The organism is Sphingomonas colocasiae, from assembly GCF_019880585.1.
In the GTDB taxonomy this organism is placed as follows: Bacteria; Pseudomonadota; Alphaproteobacteria; order Sphingomonadales; family Sphingomonadaceae; genus Sphingobium_A; species Sphingobium_A colocasiae.
Genome location: NZ_JAINVV010000004.1, coordinates 554468 through 578152 on the forward strand (window position 1 = coordinate 554468; position 23685 = coordinate 578152).

Annotated in this window: 19 protein-coding genes; 11 read left to right on the top strand and 8 right to left on the bottom strand. The window is 65.1% G+C overall.

Features of this window, described 5'->3' with window-relative positions; all coding sequences use genetic code 11:
- Positions 1-22 precede the first annotated feature (22 nt).
- The 4 genes from K7G82_RS09010 (at position 23) to K7G82_RS09025 (ending at position 7593) form a co-directional block, all read left to right on the top strand.
- Positions 23-2059 (top strand): S9 family peptidase, encoded by a 2037-nt coding sequence (locus K7G82_RS09010; RefSeq protein ID WP_222989512.1) that lies wholly within the window; start codon positions 23-25, stop codon positions 2057-2059.
- Between the two features lie 31 nt (positions 2060-2090).
- Entirely contained in the window at positions 2091-3647 is a 1557-nt protein-coding gene (locus K7G82_RS09015; RefSeq protein ID WP_222989513.1) for an N-acyl-D-amino-acid deacylase family protein, read from the top strand.
- 111 nt (positions 3648-3758) lie between these two features.
- Positions 3759-5684, top strand: coding sequence for a CocE/NonD family hydrolase (locus tag K7G82_RS09020; RefSeq protein ID WP_246623387.1), 1926 nt, complete (start codon positions 3759-3761; stop codon positions 5682-5684).
- Between the two features lie 88 nt (positions 5685-5772).
- Positions 5773-7593, top strand: coding sequence for a CocE/NonD family hydrolase (locus K7G82_RS09025; protein WP_222989514.1), 1821 nt, complete (start codon positions 5773-5775; stop codon positions 7591-7593).
- A gap of 18 nt (positions 7594-7611) precedes the next feature.
- Here K7G82_RS09025 and K7G82_RS09030 read toward each other — a convergent pair whose 3' ends face one another.
- Positions 7612-8139, bottom strand: coding sequence for a DUF2867 domain-containing protein (locus K7G82_RS09030; protein ID WP_222989515.1), 528 nt, complete (start codon positions 8137-8139; stop codon positions 7612-7614).
- Positions 8140-8169: 30 nt separating this feature from the next.
- Here K7G82_RS09030 and K7G82_RS09035 point away from each other — a divergent pair, with 30 nt between their 5' ends.
- The 3 genes from K7G82_RS09035 (at position 8170) to fusA (ending at position 12000) form a co-directional block, all read left to right on the top strand.
- Positions 8170-9339, top strand: coding sequence for a DNA alkylation repair protein (locus K7G82_RS09035; RefSeq protein WP_246623388.1), 1170 nt, complete (start codon positions 8170-8172; stop codon positions 9337-9339).
- Positions 9340-9346: 7 nt separating this feature from the next.
- Entirely contained in the window at positions 9347-9607 is a 261-nt protein-coding gene (locus K7G82_RS09040; RefSeq protein ID WP_222989516.1) for a hypothetical protein, read from the top strand.
- Positions 9608-9951: 344 nt separating this feature from the next.
- Positions 9952-12000, top strand: a complete 2049-nt coding sequence (gene fusA, locus K7G82_RS09045; protein ID WP_222989517.1) for an elongation factor G — start codon at positions 9952-9954, stop codon at positions 11998-12000.
- A gap of 56 nt (positions 12001-12056) precedes the next feature.
- On the opposite strand, the gene K7G82_RS09050 is transcribed toward fusA, so the two are convergent.
- The 7 genes from K7G82_RS09050 to cyoA all read right to left on the bottom strand — a co-directional run bounded on the left by K7G82_RS09050 (position 12057) and on the right by cyoA (position 18804).
- Positions 12057-12590 carry a response regulator transcription factor gene (locus tag K7G82_RS09050; RefSeq protein ID WP_222989518.1) on the bottom strand — a complete coding sequence of 178 codons (534 nt, stop codon included), beginning with the start codon at positions 12588-12590 and terminating at the stop codon, positions 12057-12059.
- A complete protein-coding gene (locus tag K7G82_RS09055) occupies positions 12587-13834 on the bottom strand; it encodes an ATP-binding protein (RefSeq protein WP_222990237.1) in 1248 nt (415 codons plus the stop codon). The genes K7G82_RS09050 and K7G82_RS09055 overlap by 4 nt, the downstream gene beginning before the upstream one ends.
- 65 nt (positions 13835-13899) lie before the next feature.
- Positions 13900-14643, bottom strand: a complete 744-nt coding sequence (locus K7G82_RS09060) for an SURF1 family protein (protein WP_222989519.1) — start codon at positions 14641-14643, stop codon at positions 13900-13902.
- On the bottom strand, positions 14640-14993 hold the full coding sequence (gene cyoD, locus K7G82_RS09065) for a cytochrome o ubiquinol oxidase subunit IV (protein ID WP_246623389.1): 354 nt from the start codon (positions 14991-14993) through the stop codon (positions 14640-14642). The genes K7G82_RS09060 and cyoD overlap by 4 nt, the downstream gene beginning before the upstream one ends.
- The gene (gene cyoC, locus K7G82_RS09070) at positions 14990-15619 is read right to left on the bottom strand and encodes a cytochrome o ubiquinol oxidase subunit III (RefSeq protein WP_222989520.1); all 630 of its coding nucleotides are present in this window, start codon (positions 15617-15619) and stop codon (positions 14990-14992) included. The genes cyoD and cyoC overlap by 4 nt, the downstream gene beginning before the upstream one ends.
- Positions 15620-15623: 4 nt before the next feature.
- The gene (cyoB, locus tag K7G82_RS09075; RefSeq protein WP_222989521.1) at positions 15624-17633 is read right to left on the bottom strand and encodes a cytochrome o ubiquinol oxidase subunit I; all 2010 of its coding nucleotides are present in this window, start codon (positions 17631-17633) and stop codon (positions 15624-15626) included.
- A gap of 16 nt (positions 17634-17649) precedes the next feature.
- Positions 17650-18804 (bottom strand): ubiquinol oxidase subunit II, encoded by a 1155-nt coding sequence (gene cyoA / locus K7G82_RS09080; protein WP_246623390.1) that lies wholly within the window; start codon positions 18802-18804, stop codon positions 17650-17652.
- 186 nt (positions 18805-18990) lie between these two features.
- On the opposite strand from cyoA, the gene K7G82_RS09085 reads away from it, so the two are divergent.
- From K7G82_RS09085 to K7G82_RS09100, 4 genes are all read left to right on the top strand, one after another.
- Positions 18991-20334, top strand: a complete 1344-nt coding sequence (locus K7G82_RS09085; RefSeq protein ID WP_222989523.1) for an MFS transporter — start codon at positions 18991-18993, stop codon at positions 20332-20334.
- 70 nt (positions 20335-20404) lie between these two features.
- Positions 20405-21625, top strand: a complete 1221-nt coding sequence (locus K7G82_RS09090) for a CoA transferase (RefSeq protein ID WP_222989524.1) — start codon at positions 20405-20407, stop codon at positions 21623-21625.
- Entirely contained in the window at positions 21622-22449 is an 828-nt protein-coding gene (locus tag K7G82_RS09095) for an HTD2 family dehydratase (protein WP_222989525.1), read from the top strand. Before K7G82_RS09090 ends, K7G82_RS09095 begins: the two co-directional genes overlap by 4 nt.
- A 12-nt stretch (positions 22450-22461) precedes the next feature.
- Positions 22462-23607, top strand: coding sequence for an acyl-CoA dehydrogenase family protein (locus tag K7G82_RS09100; protein ID WP_222989526.1), 1146 nt, complete (start codon positions 22462-22464; stop codon positions 23605-23607).
- The last annotated feature ends 78 nt before the right edge of the window (positions 23608-23685 follow it).

Genomic DNA, 23685 nt, shown 5'->3' on the forward strand with positions numbered 1-23685 from the left:
CCCGAAAATGGAGTGACGCAGCATGCCCGATCGACCCATGGCTGCCGCCGGACGAAAGCCGTTGCGATCGTTTCTGCGCAGATATGCCGCCTTCCTGTTGATATCGTCGACGGCGGTCATGGTGGACGGGCATGCGTTCGCGGCGCCATCGCGCGCGGTTGGGATCGCGGATCTGGAAAAACTGCAAACCGTGTCGGGCATGCGCCTTTCGCCCGACGGAAGCCAGGCCGTCTATACCGTGACGGAGAAGGATGCGGGCGGCGACGAAACGCGCACCAGCATCTGGAAAGTGGCGGTGAAAGGCGGCGCGCCGGTGCGGATCGGCACCGGCCATATGCCAGGCTGGAGCCATGACGGCCGCCGGATCAGCTTCCTGCGCGCCAACGCGCGGGGGCCGCAGCTTTGGCTGATCGACGATGCGGCGAGTGGCACGGAACGGCGCGTCACCGATATTCCCGGTGGCATCGACAGCTATGTCTGGTCGCCGGACGGTGCTCGGCTGGCGTTGGTGCATACGGAGCGAACCGAGGAACCGCGCGACGGCGCGGCGACGGCGGTACCATCGCCCTGGGTGATCGATCGCGTGATCTTCAAGGCGGATGCGGGCAGCGGCTATCTCCATTCGGGCATCAAATCGCCGCGAATCTATCTGTTCGAACCTGAAACCGGGGCGTTCGCGCCATTGACGGCCGGCGGCGATTTCGAGGAATCCGATCCGGCCTGGTCTCCGGACGGGACGCGCATCGCCTTTGTCAGCAACCGCGAACGCGACTGGCAGCACAGCGATTATGGCGACATCCATGTCGCCGAAGCGCGCGCCGGCAGCACGCCCAGGCGATTGACCGATTTTCCGGGCGCGGATTATGGCCCGGCCTGGAGCCCCGACGGACGCCGGATTGTGTTCCTGCAGGGCAGCGATCCGAAATACTGGATGTACAATCAAACCGGTCTGGCGATCGTTCCGGCCGATGGCGGCGTCGTCCGGCCGATCGGACGGGCGCTGGATCGCGATATGAACCGCGCACGTTTTTCGGCGGATGGGCGTGAGGTCCATGTTCTCGTCGACGACGACCGCGAGCGCTATCTGGCGCGGATCCCGGTCGCCGGCGGCAAGGCGATCCGCATGTCTCCGTCCTCACTGGTGCTTCACGACTATCAGGTCGCGGGCGGCAAGACGGTCGTGCTGGCCGCGTCGAGCATGCATCCGGCCGAGATCTTCGCGCTGGATAGCGGAAAGCCCCGCGCGCTCACCCGGCACAATGCCGTCGTGCTAGACGGGATCGCGGTGGCGGGCTGGGAGGATGTGTCGTTCACGGCCGGCGACGGCACGCGCGTCTCCGGTCTGCTGGCGAAACCCGTCGGCTATGTCGCGGGGAGATCCTATCCGACGATCCTCTGGCTCCATGGCGGCCCCTATGGCCAGGATACCCGCGAGTTCGATCCGGTCACGCAATGGCTGGCGGCGAACGGCTATGCGGTGCTGGCGGTCAATTATCGCGGCAGCAGCGGTCGTGGCGTCGAATTCGGGCGCGGGATATTCGCCGATTGGGGCAATCGCGACGTCAGCGATTCACTGGCCGGTATCGATCATCTGGTCCGCCAGGGCATCGCCGACCCCGATCGCCTTGGTGTCGGCGGCTGGAGTTATGGCGGCTTCCTGACCGATTTCATCATCGCCAGCGATACGCGCTTCAAGGCCGCGATATCGGGCGCGGGATCGGGGACGAAGACATCGCTCTACGGCACCGATCTTTATGCGCATGGCAACGAACTGGAATTCGGAACGCTCTGGAGCGACAGGGATACATGGCTGCGCGTGTCGCGGCCGCTGTTCCAGGCCGATCGTATCGTCACCCCCACACTGTTCCTGCACGGGGAAAAGGATTTCAACGTGCCGGTCAGCGGCAGCGAGCAGATGTACCGGGCGTTGAAGACGCTGCGCGTTCCCACGCAGATGGTGATCTATCCCGACGAGCATCATTCGATCCATCGCCCGAGCTTCGTGCGCGACATGATGCAGCGCATCGTCAAATGGTACGATCAATATCTGTCGAAATAGCACGCCCCCGTTCGAGCGGAGAAGACAAGCCATGGCGGTTATCGAAGACGGCGGCGCGATGCCGCGCCGGCGGTTTCTCAAACAGGCGCTGGCGGGATCCATCGTCGCGGTCTCCGCCGCGCATGGCCGTTCCCCCAGCCGGGCGGGCGCATGCATCACCAATATCCGCCTGATCGACGGCACCGGCGCGGCGGCCCGGCGCGCGGCGGTGCGGATCGCGGGTGGCCGCATCGTCGAGATCGGCGCCACGTTCGCGCCGCGTGCCGGTGAGGCGGTGCATGACGGGCAGGGGCAGGTGCTGGCGCCCGGCTTCATCGATACGCACAGCCATCATGATCGCGGATTGCCCGACGCGCCCGACGCGGCGGCGCTGCTGAGCCAGGGCGTGACCACGATCGTTGTCGGGCAGGATGGTTCTGCGGCACTGCCCTTGCGGTCGCTATGGGGCGACCTGGCGAAGACCGGCGCGGCGGTGAACGTCGCATCCTATAGCGGGCATAACAGCCTGCGCGCGAAGGTGATGGGCGAAGATTACCGGCGTGCCGCCACGACCGGCGAAATCGAGCGGATGAAGGCGTTGCTCGATGCCGATATGCGCGCCGGCGCGATCGGGCTGTCGAGCGGTCTCGGCTATGATCCCGGCATCTATTCGGCGTCGGACGAGGTCGTCGCGCTCTGCAAGACGATCGCGCCTTATGGCGGGCGCTATATCAGCCATATTCGCAGCGAAAACGTCAATCTCTGGGCATCGATCGACGAACTGATCCGCATCGGCCGGGAGGCGCGGGTGCCGGTGCAGCTTTCGCACGCGAAATTGTCCATGGCGTCGTTATGGGGCCAGTCGCGGAAACTGCTCGACCGGCTGGACGCGGCCCGGGCGCAGGGCATCGATGCGACGCTGGACATCTACCCGTACGAATATTGGCAATCCACCATGACGGTGATGCTGCCCGATCGCGATTTCGACGATATCGAGGCGGCGCGGTTCGCCTTGCGCAATTTCGTTGTTCCGGAACGCGTGATCTTCAACGTCTATGATGCCGATCCCACGATCGTCGGCAAGACGCTCGCTGCGCTGGCGGCGGAACGCGGGCGCGATCCGGCCGAACTCTATCTCGAACTGATCCGCACGGCCGTGGCGGCGGACAAGGATGAAAGCATCATCGCCGCCAGCATGAGCGAGGCGGATATCGCGACGATGATGCGCTGGCCGCACGCCAATATCTGTTCGGACGGCGAAATGCGGGGCGGACATCCGCGCGGCGCCGGATCGTTCAGTCGCATCCTGCGCAAATATGTGCGCGAAGACGGGGTCTTGACGCTCGAACAGGCGGTTCACAAGATGTCGGGCCTGGCGGCGGATCATATGGGCTTTCGCGATCGCGGCCGGATTCGTCCGGGGCAGGCGGCGGATCTGGTCCTTTTCGATCCGGACATAGTGCGCGATCATGCGTCGATCGAGACGCCCCGCGCGCTCTCGACCGGCATAAGCCGCGTCTGGGTCAATGGCGAACCGGTCTGGCACGATGCGCGGGCGACGGGCGCCCTGCCCGGGCAAACCCTGCTCAACCGGCACCCCCTCGGCTGAGCGATCCTGATCATGTCGCTTCAGGCGCGATCAGGTCGATTTCAGTGGAAAGATTTGCCGATCGGAGAATTCGGCGTAAGCTGTTGCGTCACCATCCCCGGGGGAATCACCATGATCGTTCGCCGCTTCGCCACGGCCCTGCTTTCGTCCGCTCTCGCGCTTGCCGCCGCCGTGCCGGCCATGGCGCAGACCCGGGTCACCAGCGACATCCCGCCGGGCTTCAAGCCGTCGGACGATCTCAAGGACTTCACGATCCGCGAGGTGCAGATCCCGATGCGCGACGGCGTGAAGCTGCATGCGAACATCGTGATTCCGAAGGGCGCGAAGAACGCGCCGATCATCTTCTCGCGCACGCCTTATTCGGCGGATAAGGCGATCACCGGCCTGCCGTCCAACCGCTATTCGATGGCGTTGCCCACGGCTTATGCGGAGCTTGCCGCGGCCGGCTACATCATCGTCGTCCAGGATGTGCGCGGGCGCTACAAGTCCGAAGGCGACTATATCATCGCCAAGCCGCTGATCGGCCCGCTCAACGACACCAAGAACGATCACTCCACCGACACATATGACAGCATCGACTGGCTGGTGAAGAACGTGCCGGAAACCAACGGCAAGGTCGGCACGGTCGGCGTCAGCTATGGCGGATTCACCACGCTGATGAGCCTCGTCAATCCGCATCCGGCGCTGAAGGCGGCGGTGCCGATCAACCCGCTGGTCGATGGCTGGATCGGCGATGACTGGTTCCACAACGGCGCCTATCGCCAGAGCTTTCTCGACTGGGTCTACCGGATGAGCGCCGACAAATCGTCGCGCTACGGGCTCCAGTTCGATCGGCAGGATACCTATGAAAGCTGGCTGAAGGCCGGTTCGGTCAGCGACATGGCGAAGCTGATCGGCGTCGACAAGCTGCCGGTGTTCCAGAAAGCGGTCGCCCATCCCGCCTATGACGATTATTGGAAAGAGCAGGCGCTCGACAGGATCCTGGCGAAGGAGCCGCTCAAGGTGCCGACGCTCCATGTCCACAGCCTGTGGGATCAGGAGGATATCTACGGCGCGCCGGCCGTCTACGAAGCGATGGAGCCCAAGGACAAGGGCAATGACGAGAATTTCATGATCATCGGCCCGTGGCGCCACGGCCAGAACATGAATCTCGACGGATCGAAGCTGGGGGCGATCGATTTCGACGGCAACACATCCGCCTGGTATCGCGAGAAGGTGCTGATCCCCTTCTTCGATCAGCATCTGAAGGACGGCGGAAAGAATGCGAAGCTCGCGCCGGTGACGGCATTCGAAACCGGCGCCAACGAATGGCATCGCTATAATCGCTGGCCGCTGTCGTGCGCCAGCGGCTGTCCGTCCCAGTCCAGGTCGATCTATTTTTCGGCGGACGGCGGACTGGGCTGGAGCGCGCCGGGCGGGGCCGGCGGCTTCGCCGAATATGTCTCCGATCCCGCACGGCCGGTCACCTATCGCCAGCGGCCGATCCTCTCGACCTACAATCCGCAGACGAGCTGGGGCCAATGGCTGGTCGACGACCAGCGTTTCGCCGAAGCGCGTCCCGACGTCGTCACCTTCGTGAGTGACGTGCTGACCGACGATGTCCGCCTGGCCGGCCAGCCGATCGCCAAATTCTTCGCTTCGACCAGCGGCACCGACAGCGACTGGGTGGTCAAGCTGATCGACGTCTATCCGGCCGAATATCCCGCGGCGCCCGAAATGGGCGGCTATGAACTGGCGATCTCGATGGACATCATGCGCGGCCGCTATCGCGACGATCCGTCAAAGCCCAGCGCGATCCCCGCGAACAAGGTGGTCGAATATCAGCTCAAGCTGCCTCAGGTGAGCCATAAATTCCTGAAGGGCCACCGCATCATGGTGCAGATCCAGTCGAGCTGGTTCCCGCTCTACGATCGCAACCCGCAGACCTTCGTGCCCAACATCTTCACCGCGAAGAAGTCGGACTATGTGAAGGCGACGCAGCGCATCTACAGCTCGGCCAAATATCCGAGCCGCATCGAATTGCCCGTGATCCCGTGAGGGTCGCACGCCCCGCGCCGGCGCCATGCGCCGGTGCGGGGTGAAACGCGTGGCGGACATATCGCCGCGACAATCTGTCGAAACGAGAATGAAAGGGCCGCAAGGCCGGATCGAGGGTGTCATGGTGAAGGCATTGCAGCTGTTCGGAACGGCATTGGCGCTGGCGGTATCGCTGCCGGCGTTGGCACAGGCGCAATCCGCACCCCCGGCTCCAGACGCTGCGAAGATCGAGATGCGATGGGGCGTCAAGATCCCGCTGCGCGACGGTGTCGAACTCAACGCCACCGTCTATCTGCCCAAGGGGCAGGCGGCGCCGGCACCCTGTATCGTCACGCTCACCCCCTATATCGGACAGAGCTATCATGATCGCGGGGTCTATTTCGCGGCGCATGGTCTCCCGTTCCTGACCGTCGACGTGCGCGGGCGCGGCAATTCGGGCGGGGAGTTCCGTCCGCTCATCCAGGAGGCGAAGGACGGTCACGACGTCGTCGAATGGATGGCGAAACAATCCTGGTGCAACGGCAAGGTCTCGATGTGGGGCGGCTCCTATGCCGGCTACAACCAATGGGCGACCGCCAAGGAAGCGCCGCCGCATCTGGTGACGATCGTGCCGGTCGCTTCGCCCTATCCGGGTTATGATTTCCCGACGCGCAACAACATGGCCGCGCCGTATCTGATGCAGTGGCTCACCTTCACCTCGGGCAAGACTTCGCAGGCCAGTATCTTCGGCGATCCCTTCTTCTGGTCCTCGCTGTGGCGCGAGCGTTTCGAGAAGGGGGAGGCGTTCAGCACGTTGCCGAAGGTCTTCGGCGGGGATCAGAAGATCCTCGAGGAATGGATCTCCCACCCCGAGGTCGACGCCTGGTACGACAGCTATGCGCCGACCCCGGAGCAGTTCCAGGCGCTCGACATGCCGATCCTGACGATCACCGGCAGCTATGACGGCGACCAGCCCGGCGCGCTCGCCTTCTACAAGACGCATATGCGGCTGGCGGCGCCTGCGCAGCGCGCGAAGCATTTTCTGATCATCGGCCCCTGGGATCATGCCGGTACGCGCACGCCGCAGGCGGAGGTCGGCGGCGTCAAGTTCGGGCCGGAAAGCCTGCTCGACCTGCCCAAGCTCCATCTCGACTGGTACGCCTGGACGATGGCGGGCGGCGCCAGGCCCGCCTTCCTCAAAAAGCCGGTGGCCTATTATGTGACGGGCGCGGAGAAGTGGCGCTATGCGGACACGCTCGAAGCGATCACCGCCGAGCAGCGCGCCTATTATCTCGATTCGACCGCCAATGCGACGCGGGTCATGGCGTCCGGCGCGCTATCGCCGACGGGGGCGGGCAAGGGCGCGCCCGACAGCTATGTCTATGATCCGCGCGACGTTTCGGGTGCCGCGCTGGAGGCTGGCATCGATCCTTCGTCACTGACCGATCAGCAACTCGTGCTGGCGGGCGACGGCAAGCAGCTCGTCTATCACACCCCCGTGTTCGACAAGGAAACCGAGCTGTCGGGTTTCTTCCGGCTTGCCGCATGGATCGCGATCGACCAGCCGGACACCGATTTCCAGGCTTCGGTCTATGAGATCGACGGCAAGGGCGGGAGCATCCTCCTCACCAACGACGTGATCCGGGCGCGCTATCGCGAAGGGCTGCGCGCGGCGAAGCTGATCACGACCAAGGATGCGCTGCGCTACGATTTCAACAGCTTCACCTTCGTCTCGCGCCGGATCGCCAAGGGCAGCCGGTTGCGGCTCGTCGTCGGCCCGATGAATTCGATCTACACGCAGAAAAACTATAATTCGGGCGGTGTGGTCTCCGACGAGACGATGAAGGATGCCCGTCCCGTCACGGTGAAGCTGTTGCACGACAAGGCGCATCCGAGTGCGCTCTACCTGCCGATCGCGCAGCCGGACTAGGGTCCGGACCCTGGTCGATCAGGCCGGCCAGCCGCGCATCGCGGCCCTGCGCAGATAGGCTTTCACGATCACGATGTGGAACGGACGGATCGCGGCGAGATAGAGGCGGCCAAGGCGGTTGTGGCAACGCACCACCGTCGTCACGATCGCGACAGCGGCCGCATCATGTTCGTCCGCGCGGATCAGCACCGATGTCCGGAAATCGAGATGGCGGTCATCCTCGCCGACGATCAATTCATGCGGCGATCGTGAGATCACCGGAAAGAAATCGATCCGGTCGCGATCCTGAGATGACGTTGCCGCGCGGATCTGTTTCGCGGTCTTGATCCCCAGCATGCCCATCACAGCGTCGCGGATACGCATGAGCACGCCCACCCAGGGGGCCGGATGTGCAAGGATCGCCTTGGCGAGACTGTCGATGTCGCGTGTCGTGCCTTGCGGCAGGATGATGGCATAGGCATCGGTCAGGTTCGCGCCGGCATAGTCCGGCGCAAGAGCGCTTTCAGGCGGCGGTGAGATCGCATGGGGCGTGGTCGGCGATGCCATGCCGCCATATAGACTCGAAAGGGTCCGATGATGAGCGGCAATCGAGTCGACGACCAAGGTGACGGTGAGGAACGACGCAAGACGATGACAAGCGAGACGGCAACTCCCGCGCTTCTCAAGGACATACTCGGGCCGCAGGCGCTGGGGACGATCGCCGATGCCGGTGCGGCCGCATCGCCGGATTTCGGCCGGGCCGCCTTTCTGACGGCGGCGACGAGCGGATTGGAGCCGCTCTCGATCATGGAGCGTGTCCGCCATATCGCCGATGCGCTGAAGCGCGCGTTGCCGGGGGATTATGCGGATGCGCTCGCGATCCTTCGCGCGATGGCGCCCGATCTGACGCATGGTTTCCAGGCGGTCGCGATCACCGAGTTCGTCGCCCGGCATGGGCTTCATGACTTCGACAGGTCGATGGCGGCGCTCGCCGATCTCACCCGCTTCGGCACCGCCGAATTCGCGATCCGGCCGTTCCTGGCGTTGGATGCCGACCGCACATTGGCGGTGATGATGCATTGGGCGGGCAACGAGAACGAGCATGTCCGCCGGCTGGCGAGCGAGGGCTGCCGGCCCCGATTGCCCTGGGCGGCGCGCGTGCCCGCGATCAAGGCCGATCCGACGCTGGCCGCGCCGATCCTCGAGCGGCTCAAGGCCGATCCGAGCCTGTATGTCCGCAAATCGGTCGCCAACCATCTGAACGATATCGCCAAGGATCGCCCCGATTGGCTGCTCGATCGGCTCGGCGGCTGGCCGGCCGGTGATCCGCGCACCGGCTGGATCGTCCGCCACGCGCTGCGCACGCTGATCAAGCAGGGCGAGCCGCGCGCGCTGGCGCTGATCGGCGTCGGGCATGGCGCGGCAGTGGAGGTGCGGGGGTTCACGGTCACACCGGAGACCGTCCGTCTTGGTGACGCGATCGCGATCGCCGCCGATCTGCGGTCGACGGCCGACAGCGCCCAGCGACTGGTGGTCGATTATCGCATCCACTACGCCCGCGCCGGCGGCAAGCGCGCGGCCAAGGTGTTCAAGCTCAAGACCTTCGAACTGGCCGCCGCCGACAGCGTCGCGCTCGGCATCCGTCAGCAGATCAAGGATTTCAGCACCCGCCGCCATCATCCGGGCAGCCATGAGGTGGAGTTGATCGTCAACGGCCAGACGGTGGCCTGTGCCGGCTTCGACCTTCTGGGTGACGCAGAGGCCTGATGCCGGCATGGCGAAGAAGAAATATTATCTCACGGCCACCTTGCCCGATGGCTATGTCAAGACGATCGGCCCGACGGCGACCGAGTTCACCCATTATTGGCGGATCGTCGCTTATCTGGAGAACGGAAAGACCGAGGTCTTCTGGGGCCACACCAAGTCGCTGACCGACGCGAAGAAGAAGCGGCGGGCGGCGGTCGAGGCTGTCGGAAATCGCGGCTGGACACGCCATGATTTCGATATCGTCGAGCTGGTCAGGACGGTGGGATGATTGCTCGTGAACGGTATATCCTTGAATTGACAAATGACGAATACATAAATATTGGCCCTCGGCCCGCAAATGCGGTGTCAATAGAGGTGGATGATGACAGACGATAGCCAGCACCGGGAGTCTCGCTGACGCGTCCGTAGAGGCGTGTGGGTGCGCCTCCCTCTTGATTGTCCGGTGATGATCGCCGGAATTTTCATTCCATGAGCTTTTAGAAACCGGTGGAAGGTCGGCGCTGATCCTGCGCATGCCTGCGCTTGTCCTGCATTCGACTATCGAATGCGGGATGAATGCGCACGCCTATTCGACAGCCATGGGCATACCCACGCTAGTTCGAGAATAAGATCATGACCAACAGACTTCGCAATATCGGCATCATGGCGCATGTCGATGCCGGCAAGACCACATTGACCGAACGCATATTGTTCGACACCGGCCGCATCCATAAGGTCGGCGACGTGCATAGCGGTACGGCGACGACCGATAGCCATATGCTGGAGAAGCGGCACGGGATCACCATCTCCGCTGCCGCGACCTCTTGTGTATGGCGCGATGCTGCGATCACGATCATCGATACGCCCGGCCATGTCGATTTCACGATCGAGGTCGAACGGTCGTTGCGCGTGCTTGATGGTGCGGTGGCGGTGTTTTCCGCGGTCACGGGCGTCGAAGCACAGTCGGAGACCGTGTGGCGCCAGGCCGACCGGTTTGGCGTGCCGCGACTTTGCTTCATCAACAAGATGGATCAGGTCGGGGCGGATTTTGACCGCGTGGTCGCGATGATCGACGACCGGCTGGGTGCAGTGCCGCTGCCGTTGCAGCTGCCGATCGGCGGAGAGGGTGGTTTCAGCGGTGTTGTCGACCTCGTTGCCCTGGAAGCGTTTTGCTGGCCTGGGCAGGATGGTGTCCCTCAACGAATGGCGATCGCGCAGACGATGCGCGATGCGGTGGAGGCGGCGCGCCTGCGGCTGATCGAGACGCTTGCCGATCACGACGAGGGCGTGTTGACGACGTGGCTCGATGATCCGCTTGCGCTGACGCCTCAGGCGATACGCGCAGGCATCCGTCGCACATGCGTTGCGGGCAAATGTGCCCCCGTGCTGTGCGGTTCGGCCTATCGCAACATCGGCGTTCAGCCGCTTCTGGATGCGATCGTCGACTATGCGCCGGGCCCGGAAGATCGACCGCCTGTCACGGGCATCGATCCCCGCGATGGCATGGCACAAAGCCGTGCCATATGTCCGGATGCGCCGGCGGTCGCTCTGATCTCCAAGGTGCAGCCGAGCCGGTTCGGGGCGCTCGCCTTTCTGCGCGTCTATTCGGGGCGGTTGGCGCCGGGCATGACGATGCTCAATGCATCGACCGGCCGGGTCGAACGGATCGGCCGGCTGTTGCGGATGCATGTCGATGCGCAGGAGGAGATCGCCGAGGCGGGACCTGGCGAGGTCATCGCAGCGGTCGACCTCAAGGCGGTGCGTGCGGGCGATACCTTGTCTGATCCTGCGCATCCCATCGTTCTCGACGGCTTCGTCATCCCCGATCCGGTGATCGAGGCGGTGATCGAACCGCAAACGACGGACGACCGCAACCGGCTCGGCCCGGCGCTGGCGATGATGGAACGCGGCGATCCTTCGCTTCGTGTCTCGGTCGATCGCGACACCGGGCAGACGCTGCTGCGGGGCATGGGCGAATTGCATCTCAAAATCGTGGTCGAGACGCTGAAGGAGGATTTCGGCGTTGAGGCCATGATCGGAGCGCCGCAAGTCGCCTATCGCGCCGCACCGACGCGTCGTGCCGAGGTCGATCATCTGCTGCGCAAGCAGAATGGCGGCCAGGGGCAGATGGCAAGGGTGCGACTGGCCTTCGAGCCGCTTGCGGCAGACGAGGCCGGACTTGTGTTCGAGAATCGGACGGTTGGCGGAACAGTTCCGAAGGACTATGTTCCGGCGATCCAAAAGTCGCTCGAACACGCGCTCGCAGACGGTGGGCCGGGCGGATATCCGGTGCTCGGCATGAAAGCCATCCTGCTCGACGGGGCCTTTCACGAGAAGGACTCGTCGGCGCTCGCCTTCGAGACTGCGGCACGCGATGCGTTCCGGATCGGTTTTCCGCAGACCGATCCGGTATTGCTCGAGCCGGTGATGCGTGTCGTGGTGGCGACGCCCGGAGACTATCTGGGTAGCGTCATCGGCGATCTGCAAAGCCGGCGTGGCCAGCTCAGGTCGACGGACCTGGCTGGCCGGATACACGACGTGATCGCCGATGTGCCGCTCGGCGAGATGTTCAACTATGTGGGGACGCTCCGGTCGCTGTCGCAGGGCCGGGCGAGCTTCACGATGACTTTCGAGCGTTATGCACCGATGCCGGAACGGCTCGCGCTCGAAACCGTCGGTTGAGCAGGTGGGACGCGTGGCGAAGGCTGCGCGTCCCATTCGCGGCTTCTGCCGCACTCTCATCTCAACTGACGCTTCTCCAGTTTCCGCGCCAGTGTCCGCCGATGCATGCCCAGCCGCCGCGCGGCTTCGGAGATGTTGAAGTCGGTTTCGACCAGGGTCTGGTGGATATGCTCCCACTCCACCGTCTTGATCGAGGATTGCCGGCCATCCACCGGCGCGTCGGGGTTGCCGTCGTCGCGGGCGAAGGCGGCTTCGATGTCGTCGGTGTTGGAGGGTTTGGCGAGATAGTGCGATGCGCCCAGCTTGATCGCCTCCACCGCCGTGGCGATGCTCGCGAAGCCGGTGAGCACGACGATCTTCATGTCGGGATCGCCGGCGCGCAGCGTCTGGACGCAGGCGAGCCCCGATGCGCCGCCGAGCTTGAGGTCGACGACCGCGAAGCCGGGGCGATGCTCCGCCAGCAGCGCGACCAGCCCGTCATGGTTCGCGGCGGCGATCACGCGATAGCCGCGCCGTTCGAAGGATCGCCGCAAGGTGCGGGCAAAGGCTTCGTCGTCCTCGACGATGACGAGCAGCCGGTCTTCGCTCATGATCTGGCCTTCCGTTCATAGGCGAGCGCCGCGAGCGGCAGGAGGATCCGGACGCAGGCGCCGCCGCCCGGCCGGTTCTCCACCGATGCGGTGCCGCCCATCTTGCGCAGCACGTTGACGAGCAGGAACAGGCCGAGCCCACCGCCGGTGCGGCCCTTGGTCGAGCGATAGGGCTGGCCGAAACGCTCGATCATCTCGGGCGGGAAGCCGGGGCCGCGATCGGCGATCTCCAGGATCAGCGAATCCTGTTCCCGCCTTGCAGTCACGCCGATCCAGCTAGGCGAGGCTTCCGCCGCATTGTCGATGACATTGCCGATCACCTGCCGCAGCGCCGGATCGGAGACGATGGTGACGTCCTCCCCGAAGCGATCGTCATAATCGAGGATATCGGGCAGCCGGCTGGCGCGCCATTCGGTGACGATGTCGTCGAGAAAGCCGCGCATCGACGTCACCTTGGGCGCGACGCCCCGTGCCTCGCCGGCCGACATCAGAATGCCGCTGACGATCGCCTTGCAGCGCTGGATCGCCGCATCCATGTCCTCGATATCGTCCTGCAATTCGCGGTCGTCGGCCAGGCGCGGCAGCCGGCGCCAATCGCCGACCAGCACCGACAGCGAGGAAAGCGGCGTGCCCAGTTCGTGCGCCGCGCCCGAGGCGAGCAGACCCATGCGGACGATATGATCCTCTTCGGCGGCGCGCTGCCGGATCGCGGCCAGCGCGGCGTCACGGTCGCGCAGGTTGCGGCCGATCCGCGTGACGAACGCGACCAGCAGCACCGCGATCAGCACGAAACAGATCAGGCTGCCCTTGAGGTAGAGCGCCAGCGGATCGCCGTCATAAGGCGGATGCAGCGCGAGCGGCGTCGGGTTGATCGAAACCGCCACCAGCGCGACCAGGCTGGCGAAGACGATCGCCCAGGCGGCGCGGGGCGTCAGCAGGATCGCGCCCAGCACGACGTGGAGCAGAAAGAGCGAGGCGAAGGGATTGGCGAGGCCGCCGGAGAAATGCAGTTGCCAGCCGAGCGTCGCGACGTCGAACAGCAATGCGGAGGTCAATTCGGCATTGGTCACCGCCTTGCGCCGACGCAGCAGTGGCATGCTCGCCAGGTTGATCGCGACCAGCATCGCGATGGCGACGAACAGCGGCGCCAGCGGCAACCGGATGCCCATCAGCACATGCACCACCGCGATGGTGACAAGCTGTCCGCCGACGGCGAGCCAGCGAAGCTGAACCAGCAGCCGCATGTTGCGGCGGCCGGCATCGGCCTCTGGCGGGGCGAGGTCGAGAGGAGCGCTGATCCTGGTCTCTGTCACGCGGGCAATGGCCTGTGCGGGGCGGGTGAACGCAGCACATAGCATGCGGCGGCGAGCGAGAGGAGCGCGAGCGCGAACCAGGTCAGCGCATATTGCAGGTGATTGTCGGCAAAGCGCAGCACGGTCAGCCCGCCGACGGGAAAACCGCCCGGATTGGCCGTGCCGTCCGCATCGATGAAATAGGGCGCCGTCGGCCCCAGCGCCTGCGCGCCGGCGATGGCGGGGACGTCGCGCGAATACCAGCGGCGGTTGGCGGGATCGTTCGACCGCAGGAAAGCGCCGCCGGGCTCGGAGACGCGCAACAGGCCCGAGACGGTGACGGTGCCGGACGGGTTTCCGCTGGCGCGTGTCGCCCGGTCCTTGCGCTCGGCGGGAACGAAGCCGCGATTGACGAGCAATGTGAAGTCCGGCGTCTCCAGCGGGGTCAGCACCCAATAGCCGCTCCCCAGATCGGTTACCGCCTGCACCAGCGTTTCGCGATCGTGGCGGAAACGGCCGGTGGCCCGGACGTGGCGATAGGCGTCGCCATCCGCCGATATGCCGGGCCAGGTGGCGGGACCGGGGGCGGGGACAGGGGCGGCATGGACGCGGCTTTCGACCGCCGCGATCAGCGCGTGCTTCCATGCACGCCGCTCCACCTGCCAGATGCCCAGCGCGACGAAGGCGGCGGCGCACAGCAGCGCCGCGCCCGCGAAGATGGCACGGGCGCGATTGGCGCGCCTGCGTGCCCGGCCGGTCACGGTATCTGTCTTACGTCGTGCGGCATCGGCATCATGTTGGTGTTCAGATGGTGCATCACCCAGAGCGATCCGGCCAGCATGATCAGGACGACGATGATGGTGAAGACCAGCGCGGTCATCGACCAGCCGCCTTCCGCCCTGGGCGTCATGTGCAGGAAGTAGATCATGTGGACGACGATCTGCACGACCGCGAAAGCCATGATGATCGCGGCGGTGACGCCGGCGGCGAAGGGTTTCTCCATCACCAGCCAGAAGGGGATGGCGGTCAGGATCACCGACAGCACGAAGCCGATCGCATAGTCGCGCATCGAGGCGTGCGGGATCTCCACGGCGTGGTGATCGTGGCTCATCGCAGCATTCCCATCAGATAGACCAGGGTGAAGACGCCGATCCAGACGACGTCGAGGAAGTGCCAGAACATGCTGAGGCAGGCGACGCGGCGGCGATTGGCCGCGATCAGGCCGTGCCGGCCGAGCTGGACGATCAATGTCACCAGCCAGACCAGGCCGAAGGTGACGTGCAGGCCATGCGTGCCGACCAGCGTGAAGAAGGCCGACAGGAAGGCGCTGCGCTGCGGTGTCGCGCCGACATGGATCAGGTGCTGGAACTCGTAGAGTTCGATCGAAAGGAAGGCGAGGCCGAACAGGCCGGTCACGCCCAGCCAGATCTGCGTCTGGCGCAGCCTGTTCCGCTGCATCGACAGCATCGCGAAACCGTAGGTGATCGACGAGAAGAGCAGCATCGCGGTGTTGAGCGCGATCAGGTCCAGGTCGAACAGGTCCCTGGGGCCGGGCCCCGCGGCGAAATTGCCGCCGAGCACCGCGTAGCAGGCGAAGAGGATCGCGAAGATGAGGCAATCGCTCATCAGATAGATCCAGAAGCCCAGCATGGTGCTGTGGCCTTCGGGATGCGGATGCTCGTCCAGTTCGTAGAAGCGGACCGGCGCGTCGTCGCGGGCGAGGGTGGCTGTGTTCATCGGATCAGGCTCCGGCCGCTGAAAGCTGGCGGGTGCGCTTGTCCTCCACCTCAGCCACGGTCGCGGCGGGGATGTGGAAGTCGCGCTTGTAGTTGAAGCTGTGGACGATCGCGCCGCCGATCAGCGAGATCAGGCTCAGCCCCGCCAGCCACCAGATATGCCAGATCAACGCGAAGCCGAGCACGGTGCTGATGCCGGCCAGGATGATGCCCGCGCCGGTGTTGCTGGGCATGTGGATATCGCGGAATCCAGTGAGCGGACGTTCGGCGCCCCGGCGCTTCATGTCGTGCCAGGCGTCGAGATCGTGGATCACCGGCGTGAAGGCGAAGTTGTAATCGGGCGGCGGCGAGCTGGTCGCCCATTCGAGCGTGCGGCCGTTCCACGGATCGCCGCTGGTCTCGCGAAGCTGGTCGCGCTTCCAGATGCTCACCGCGAACTGGATGAGCATGGCGAGGATGCCGACCGCGATGATCGCGGCGCCGATCCCGGCGACGACGAACCAGATCTGCAGCGATGGATCGTCGAACACGCGCATCCGCCGCGTGACGCCCATCAGCCCCAATATGTAAAGCGGCATGAAGGCGAGCCAGAAGCCGACGACCCAGCACCAGAAGCTGACCTTGCCCCAGAAGACGTCGAGCTTGAAGCCGAAGGCCTTGGGCCACCAGTAATTGATCGCCGCGAACAGGCCGAACAGCACGCCGCCGATGATCACATTGTGGAAATGCGCGATCAGGAACAGCGAATTGTGCAGCACGAAGTCGGCGGGCGGCACCGCGAGCAGCACGCCGGTCATGCCGCCCACCACGAAGGTGAGCATGAAGGCGATCGTCCACATCATCGGCAGGTCGAAGCGGATCCGGCCGCGATACATGGTGAAGAGCCAGTTGAAGAGCTTCGCGCCCGTGGGGATCGAGATCACCATGGTGGTGATGCCGAAGAAGCTGTTGACGCTGGCGCCCGATCCCATGGTGAAGAAGTGGTGCAGCCAGACGAGATAGCTCAGGATGGTGATGCACACCGTCGCATAGACCATCGATGTGTAGCCGAAGAGGCGCTTGCCCGAGAAGGTGGAGGTGACTTCGGAGAAGACGCCGAACAGCGGCAGGATCAGGATGTAGACCTCCGGATGGCCCCAGATCCAGATCAGGTTCACGTACATCATCGGCGATCCGCCGAAATCGTTGGTGAAGAAGTTGGTGCCGGCATAGCGATCGAGCCCGAGCAGCGCGAGCACGGCGGTCAGCACCGGGAAGGACGCGACGATCAGGATGTTGGCGCAGAGACTCGTCCAGGTGAAGACGGGCATCTTCATCAGCCCCATGCCCGGCGCGCGCAGCTTCAGGATCGTCACGATCAGGTTGATGCCCGATAATGTCGTGCCCACGCCCGCGATCTGGAGCGCCCAGATATAATAATCGACGCCGACATTCGGGCTGTAGGCGATGCCGGACAGCGGCGGATAGGCGAGCCAGCCGGTCTGCGCGAATTCGCCGACGAACAGCGAGACCATGACGAGCACCGCACCCGCCGTTGTCATCCAGAAGCTGAAATTGTTGAGGAACGGGAAGGAGACGTCGCGCGCGCCGATCTGGAGCGGGACGATATAGTTCATCAGCCCGGTGATGAAGGGCATCGCCACGAAGAAGATCATGATCACGCCGTGCGCGGTGAAGATCTGGTCGTAATGATGCGCGTTCAGATAGCCTTCGGATCCGCCGAAGGCCATCGCCTGCTGCAAGCGCATCATGATCGCGTCGGCGAAGCCGCGCAGGAACATGACGAGGCCCAGGATCATGTACATGATCCCGATCTTCTTGTGGTCGACGGTGGTGAACCATTCGCGCCACAGCCAGCCCCAGAGACGGTATTTCGTGATCAGGGCGAGCATCACGAGGCCGCCGAGCACGACCGCGCCGAAGGTGGCGATCAGGATCGGTTCGTGCAGCGGAATCGCGTTCAGCGACAGGCGGCCCCAGATGGGGTCGGTTGCGGGCAGGGGAGGCGGGGTCATGGCGCTCTCGATGCGATCAGATCAGGGGACGGCCGGGGATCGGCGTTTCGTTGCGCGCGGTGCGTTCGGGCGCGAGCGGCCTGCTCGGCCGCGAAAGGCCGGCGCCGGTCAGCGGGGCGAGGTCGGCGGGCCGGTCGACCGGCGCCTTGCTCGGCGCCATCGGCACGGCGCAGGCCGCGGCGACATAGCGGGGCTTGAGCGTCGTGGAGGCGCTGCCGCGCGCCGCGAACTTGTCGTAGGCAAGGTCGCGGACATTATACACGCCGGCCATGCCCAGGCCGCCCTTCGCGTCGATCGACATCATGTCGTGCATGCACATCTTGCCGGGTTCGACGCACAGATTGACGACCGCGTCGAACAGCGCGGGATCGACCGAGGCGAAGCGCTGGACCGGCTCCTTCTCGCTCGGGCGTTCGAGCTTCAGATAGGCGGCGCGATCGAGCGACTGGCCGGCGCCCCGGGCGCCGTCCGCCCAGCGCGCGAAGCCATCGGCGGACAGGCTCTTCACCGCGAAGCGCATGTTGGAGAAGCCGGCGCCCGAATAATTGGCGGAAAAGCCGGTGAAATCGCCTTCGTGGTTGAACACGCCGTGCAGGCGCGTCTCCATGCCGGGCATCGCGTAGATCTGCCCCGCCAGCGCCGGAATGTAGAAGCTGTTCATCACCGACGATGCGGAGATGCGGAACTGGATTGGGCGATCGACGGGCACGGCCAGTTCGTTGACGGTGGCGATGCCTTGTTCGGGGTAGATGAACAGCCATTTCCAGTCGAGCGCGACGACGTTGACCTCGAGTGGCTTCACCTCGGCCGCGACCGGAACGCCGGCGGCGGTGCGGGTGAGCGGGCGATAGGGATCGAGCAGGTGCGTCGCCACCCAGGTGAGCGCGCCCAGGCAGATGATGATCAGCAGCGGCGCCGCCCAGATCACCAGTTCGAGCTGGGTCGAATGGTCCCAGTCCGGCTTGTAGGTCGCTTCGCTGTTGGCGGCGCGATAGCGCCAGGCGAAGAACACTGTCAGCGCCATCACCGGCACGATGATCAGCAGCATCAGCACCGTCGAGATGACGATCAGATTGCCCTGCTGGCGCGCGACATCGCCCGCCGGATCGAGCACGACCATGTCGCAGCCGGCGAGCAGCGGCAGCACGGTCAGAAGCGGAAGCAGGCGCATGCCGGGCCTGAATCGGGCGAGGTGAGCGGACATGGCAGAGCGGTTAGGCGCGTCATGCTGCACCGCACATAGGACATTTTGTCCAATCCCCCGATTGCGCCGATTGGCGCAGGGGCGTTTCATGACGGGGCGCCATGCCCTGCGAAGACTCATGCCGCGCGCGGCGAAGATGTGGACGATGATCCGATGACTGCCGAAACAATTCCCGTGACCCAGGCCGAGCGCGACGCCCGCGCCCTCAATGCGGACGGTCACGGGGCCGATGGCCACAAGATCGCGCCCGGCGAGATCGCGATCGGGGTGATCATCGGCCGGACCTCGGAATTCTTCGATTTCTTCGTCTATGCCATCGCGTCGGTGCTGGTGTTCCCGAAGCTGGTCTTCCCGCACATGGATCCGCTCAAGGGCACCTTATGGTCCTTCGCGATCTTCGCGCTCGCCTTCATGGCGCGACCGGTGGGCACCGCGATCTTCACCGCGATCGACCGCGCCTATGGCCGGGGCGCCAAGCTGACCATCGCGCTGTTCCTGCTCGGCGGATCGACCGCCGCGATCGCGTTCCTGCCGGGCTATGAAAGCATCGGCATCGCCTCCGCCCTGCTTCTGGCGCTGTTCCGTATGGGGCAGGGCGTGGCGCTCGGCGGATCGTGGGACGGGCTCGCTTCCTTGCTCGCGCTCAACGCGCCGGAGGGCAAGCGCGGCTGGTATGCGATGGTGCCGCAGCTTGGCGCGCCGCTCGGCCTGATCGTCGCCAGCCTGCTGTTCATGTTCCTGATCTCGTCGCTGCCGGCCGAGGATTTCCTGGCCTGGGGTTGGCGCTACCCCTTCTTCGTCGCTTTCGCGATCAACGTGGTGGCGCTGTTCGCGCGGCTGCGCATCGTGGTGACGCCCGAATATGCGCGCCTGTTCGAGAATCGCGAATTGCAGCCGGCGCGGATCACGGAGACGGTGCGGTCCGAATGGCGCGTCATCGCGGCAGGAGCCTTCGCGCCGCTGGCGAGCTTCGCGATGTTCCACATGGTGACGGTGTTCCCGCTTTCCTGGGTGTTCCTCTTCACCGAAGAGACGCCGGTGCGCTTCCTGATCATCGAGGCGGTGGCGGCCGCACTCGGTATCGCCGCGATCATCGCCTCCGGCTATTTGGCCGACCGGTTCGGCCGTCGCGCCGTGCTGGGCGTGACGGCGGCCGCGATCGCGGCGTTCAGCGGCTTCGCGCCGCAACTGCTCGATGCCGGCGAGTTCGGCGAGGCGGCGTTCATGTTCCTGGGCTTCGTGCTGCTGGGCCTGTCGTTCGGCCAGTCCTCGGGCGCGCTGTCGGCCAGCTTCGGACAGCAGCACCGCTATACCGGCTCGGCGCTCACCTCAGATCTCGCCTGGCTGTTCGGCGCGGGCTTCGCGCCCTTGGTCGCGCTGTGGCTGTCGAGCGCGTTCGGGCTGCTCGCGGCCGGCGCCTATCTGCTGTCCGGCGCGATCGGCACGCTGGTCGCGCTGTGGTTCAACCGCGAACTGGGCCGTAATATCGGCGGCTGATCTGCATTGCGCGGCTGCCCCGGTTCTTTTTGGGCGCGAAATTCCGCGAGGCGCTGATACAGTCCCGGCAATGTACGATCTTCTGCATGGCCTGCGTGTCGTCGAGGGCGCGGCATTCATCGCCGGGCCGTCCTGCGGCCTTCATCTGGCGCAGATGGGCGCGGAGGTGATCCGTTTCGACACGATCGGTGGCGGACCGGATTTTCGCCGCTGGCCGCTCGCCCCCAATGGCGCCAGCCTGTATTGGGAAGGGCTGAACAAGGGCAAGAAATCGGTCGCGATCAACCTGTCTTCGCCCGAGGGGCGAGACCTGGCGGTGGCGCTCGCGACCGCGCCGGGCGAGAATGCCGGCCTGTTCGTCACCAACTATCCGGCCGAGGGTTTCCTGTCTTATGCCGCGCTGAAGGCGAAGCGCGACGATATCGTCTGCGTCCGCGTGATGGGCTGGGCCGATGGTGCGCCCGCGGTCGATTATACCGTCAACGCGGCATCGGGCATTCCCATGATGACGGGGCCGTCCGATGATCCGCGCCCGGTGAACCATGTTCTGCCCGCCTGGGATCTGCTCGGCGGCGCTTATGCCGCTTTCGCGCTGGTCGCGGCGGAGCGCGCGCGGCGTGGCGGGCGCGGGGGCGGCGAAGTCCGCGTGCCGCTTTCGGATCTGGTCGCGTCGAGCCTCAGCCATATGGGGTCGCTCGCGGAGGTGCTTGTCTCCGGCCAGGATCGCCCGCGCATGGGCAATGACCTGTTCGGCGCGTTCGGCCGCGATTTCGCGACCGCGGACAGCACCCGCGTGATGATCGTCGCGATCACGCCAAATCAGTGGCGGGGGCTGATCCGTGCGCTCGATCTGTCCGACGCCGTCGCGGCGCTCGAAAATGAACTCGATGTCGCTTTCGCCGCCGACGAAGCTGCGCGCTTCGCGCATCGCGACCGGTTGTTTCCGCTGTTTGAGGCGGCGATCGCGGCGCGCGATCTCGCCGTGCTCGCACCGGCCTTCGATGCCGCCGGCGTCACTTGGTCCAGATATCAGGGCCTGCACGACGCGGCGACGCGCGATGCGCGGTTGTTCACGGCCAATCCCATCTTCCAGACGATCCGCCATCCCAGCGGGCTCGATTATCCGGCATCGGGGCCGGCGGGCACGCTTGCCGGACGGCCGCGCGGCCCCCTGGCGCCCGCGCCGCGCCTGGGCGAGCATACCGACGAGGTGCTGGCCGCGTTGCTGGGGCTGGACAGCGGTGTGATCGGTGGACTGCACGATCGCGGTGTGGTGGCGAGCGCGTCATGAGCCTGGATTCTGCGCAGATCGAGCAATGGCGCGGCTGGATCGGTCGCAGCGAACGCCATGTCGAATATCTTCACCGCGAATGCATGCGCCGTTATGCCGCCGCATCGGGCGGTGAACTGGATGTCGAGGCGCGGCAACCCTCGCTTGGCCATTGGGCCTATTTCCTGCCGACGGTCGCGGCGGATGGCGTGGGGGTGGATGGGCACCCGCTTCGCGGCGGTTTTCTGCCGCCAGTCACGCTGCCGCGCCGGATGTTCGCGGCCGCCGAAATCCGTTTCGAGCGCCCCTTGCAGCTCGATGTCGAGGCGGAACTCGTCGCGACGATCCGCGACGTGAAGCATCGCGCCGGCAAGTCGGGTGAGCTTGTGCTGATCGAACTGGACAGGGTGCTGAGCCAACAGGGTATTGTGCGGCTGAGCGAGCGCCAGACCATCGTCTATCGCGATGCCGGCGCGCCGACGCCTGCCGTGGAAGATGCCGGGCTCACCGCCGGGGCCGGGGATGAACGCTGGTTGCCCGGGGCGGTCGATCTGTTCCGCTATTCGGCGGCGACCTTCAACGGCCACCGCATCCATTACGACCTGCCCTATGCGACCATGGAAGAAGGATATCCCGGCCTGGTCGTGCACGGCCCGCTCACCGCGACCCGGCTTCACGCCTACGCCGCGCGCCGGTTGGGCCGGGCGCCGGCGCGTTTCGCGTTTCGCGCGGTCGCGCCGCTCTTTTGCGAGCAGCCGGTGCTGCTGCGGCCCGGCGGTATCGAGAATGAGATAGTCGCCGTCCGTTGCGACGGCATCACGGCGATGATCGCAACCGCCGATTAAACGGGGACCGATATGGACCAGGAAACCTTCACTCTCCTCCGCGACACCGTTCGCCGCTTCGTCGACCAGCGCCTGATCCCGGCCGAGGATCAGGTCGAGCATGACGATCTCGTGCCCGAGGCGATCGTCGCCGAAATGCGCGAGCTTGGCCTGTTCGGCCTGTCGGTACCCGAGGATTATGGCGGGCTCGGCCTGACCATGGCGGAGGAAGCGGCGGTGATCCGCGAGCTGACGCGCGCGTCGGTGGTCTTCCGCTCGGTGATCGGCACGACGGTCGGCATCGGCAGCCAGGGGATCGTCATCGACGGGACCGAGGAACAGAAGCGCGAATGGCTGCCCAGGCTCGCGACCGGCGAAGCGGTGTCGAGCTTCGGCCTGACCGAGCCGGACGCGGGTTCGGACGCCGCCTCGCTGCGTACGGTGGCGGTCCGTGACGGAGACAATTATCGGATCACCGGCACCAAGCGTTTCATCACCAATGCCGGCCGCGCCACCGTTTTCACGCTGATGGCGCGCAGCGAGCCCGACGTGAAGGGCGCGGGCGGCATTTCCGCCTTCATCGTGCCGGCGGACACACCGGGCATCAGCCTGGGCAAGCCCGACAAGAAAATGGGACAGCGCGGCGCACACGTCTATGATGTGATCCTCGATGATGTCGTCGTGCCGGCCGCCAATATCATCGGCGGCGTCCCCGGCCTGGGCTTCAAGACTGCGATGAAGGTGCTCGATCGCGGCCGCATCCATATCGCGGCGGTCGCGATGGGCATGTGCGATCGCCTGATCGAGATGAGCCTGCGCTACGCGACGGAGCGCAAGCAGTTCGGCCAGCGCATCGCCGATTTCCAGCTCGTCCAGGCGATGCTCGCCGATTGCAAGGCCGAGGCGCTGGCGGTGGAGGCGTTGATGGAACGTGCCGCCGCGCGCTTCGATGCGGGAGAGAAGATCAGCCTGGAGGCGTCGGCGCTCAAATATCTCGCGAGCGAAACGGTCGGCCGTATCGCCGATCGCGCCGTCCAGATCCATGGCGGCGCGGGTTATATTTCCGAATATAAGGTTGAGCGCTTCTATCGTGACGTGCGCGTGCTGCGCCTTTACGAGGGCACCTCGCAAATCCAGCAGCTCATCATCGCCCGCGAAATGCTTCGCGGAGCGGATTAGCGATTTGCAGTTCGATGGAATCATCGAACGACTCGAAAATCGCGGCAACGAATATCTACTGACTCCAGGGAACAGGAA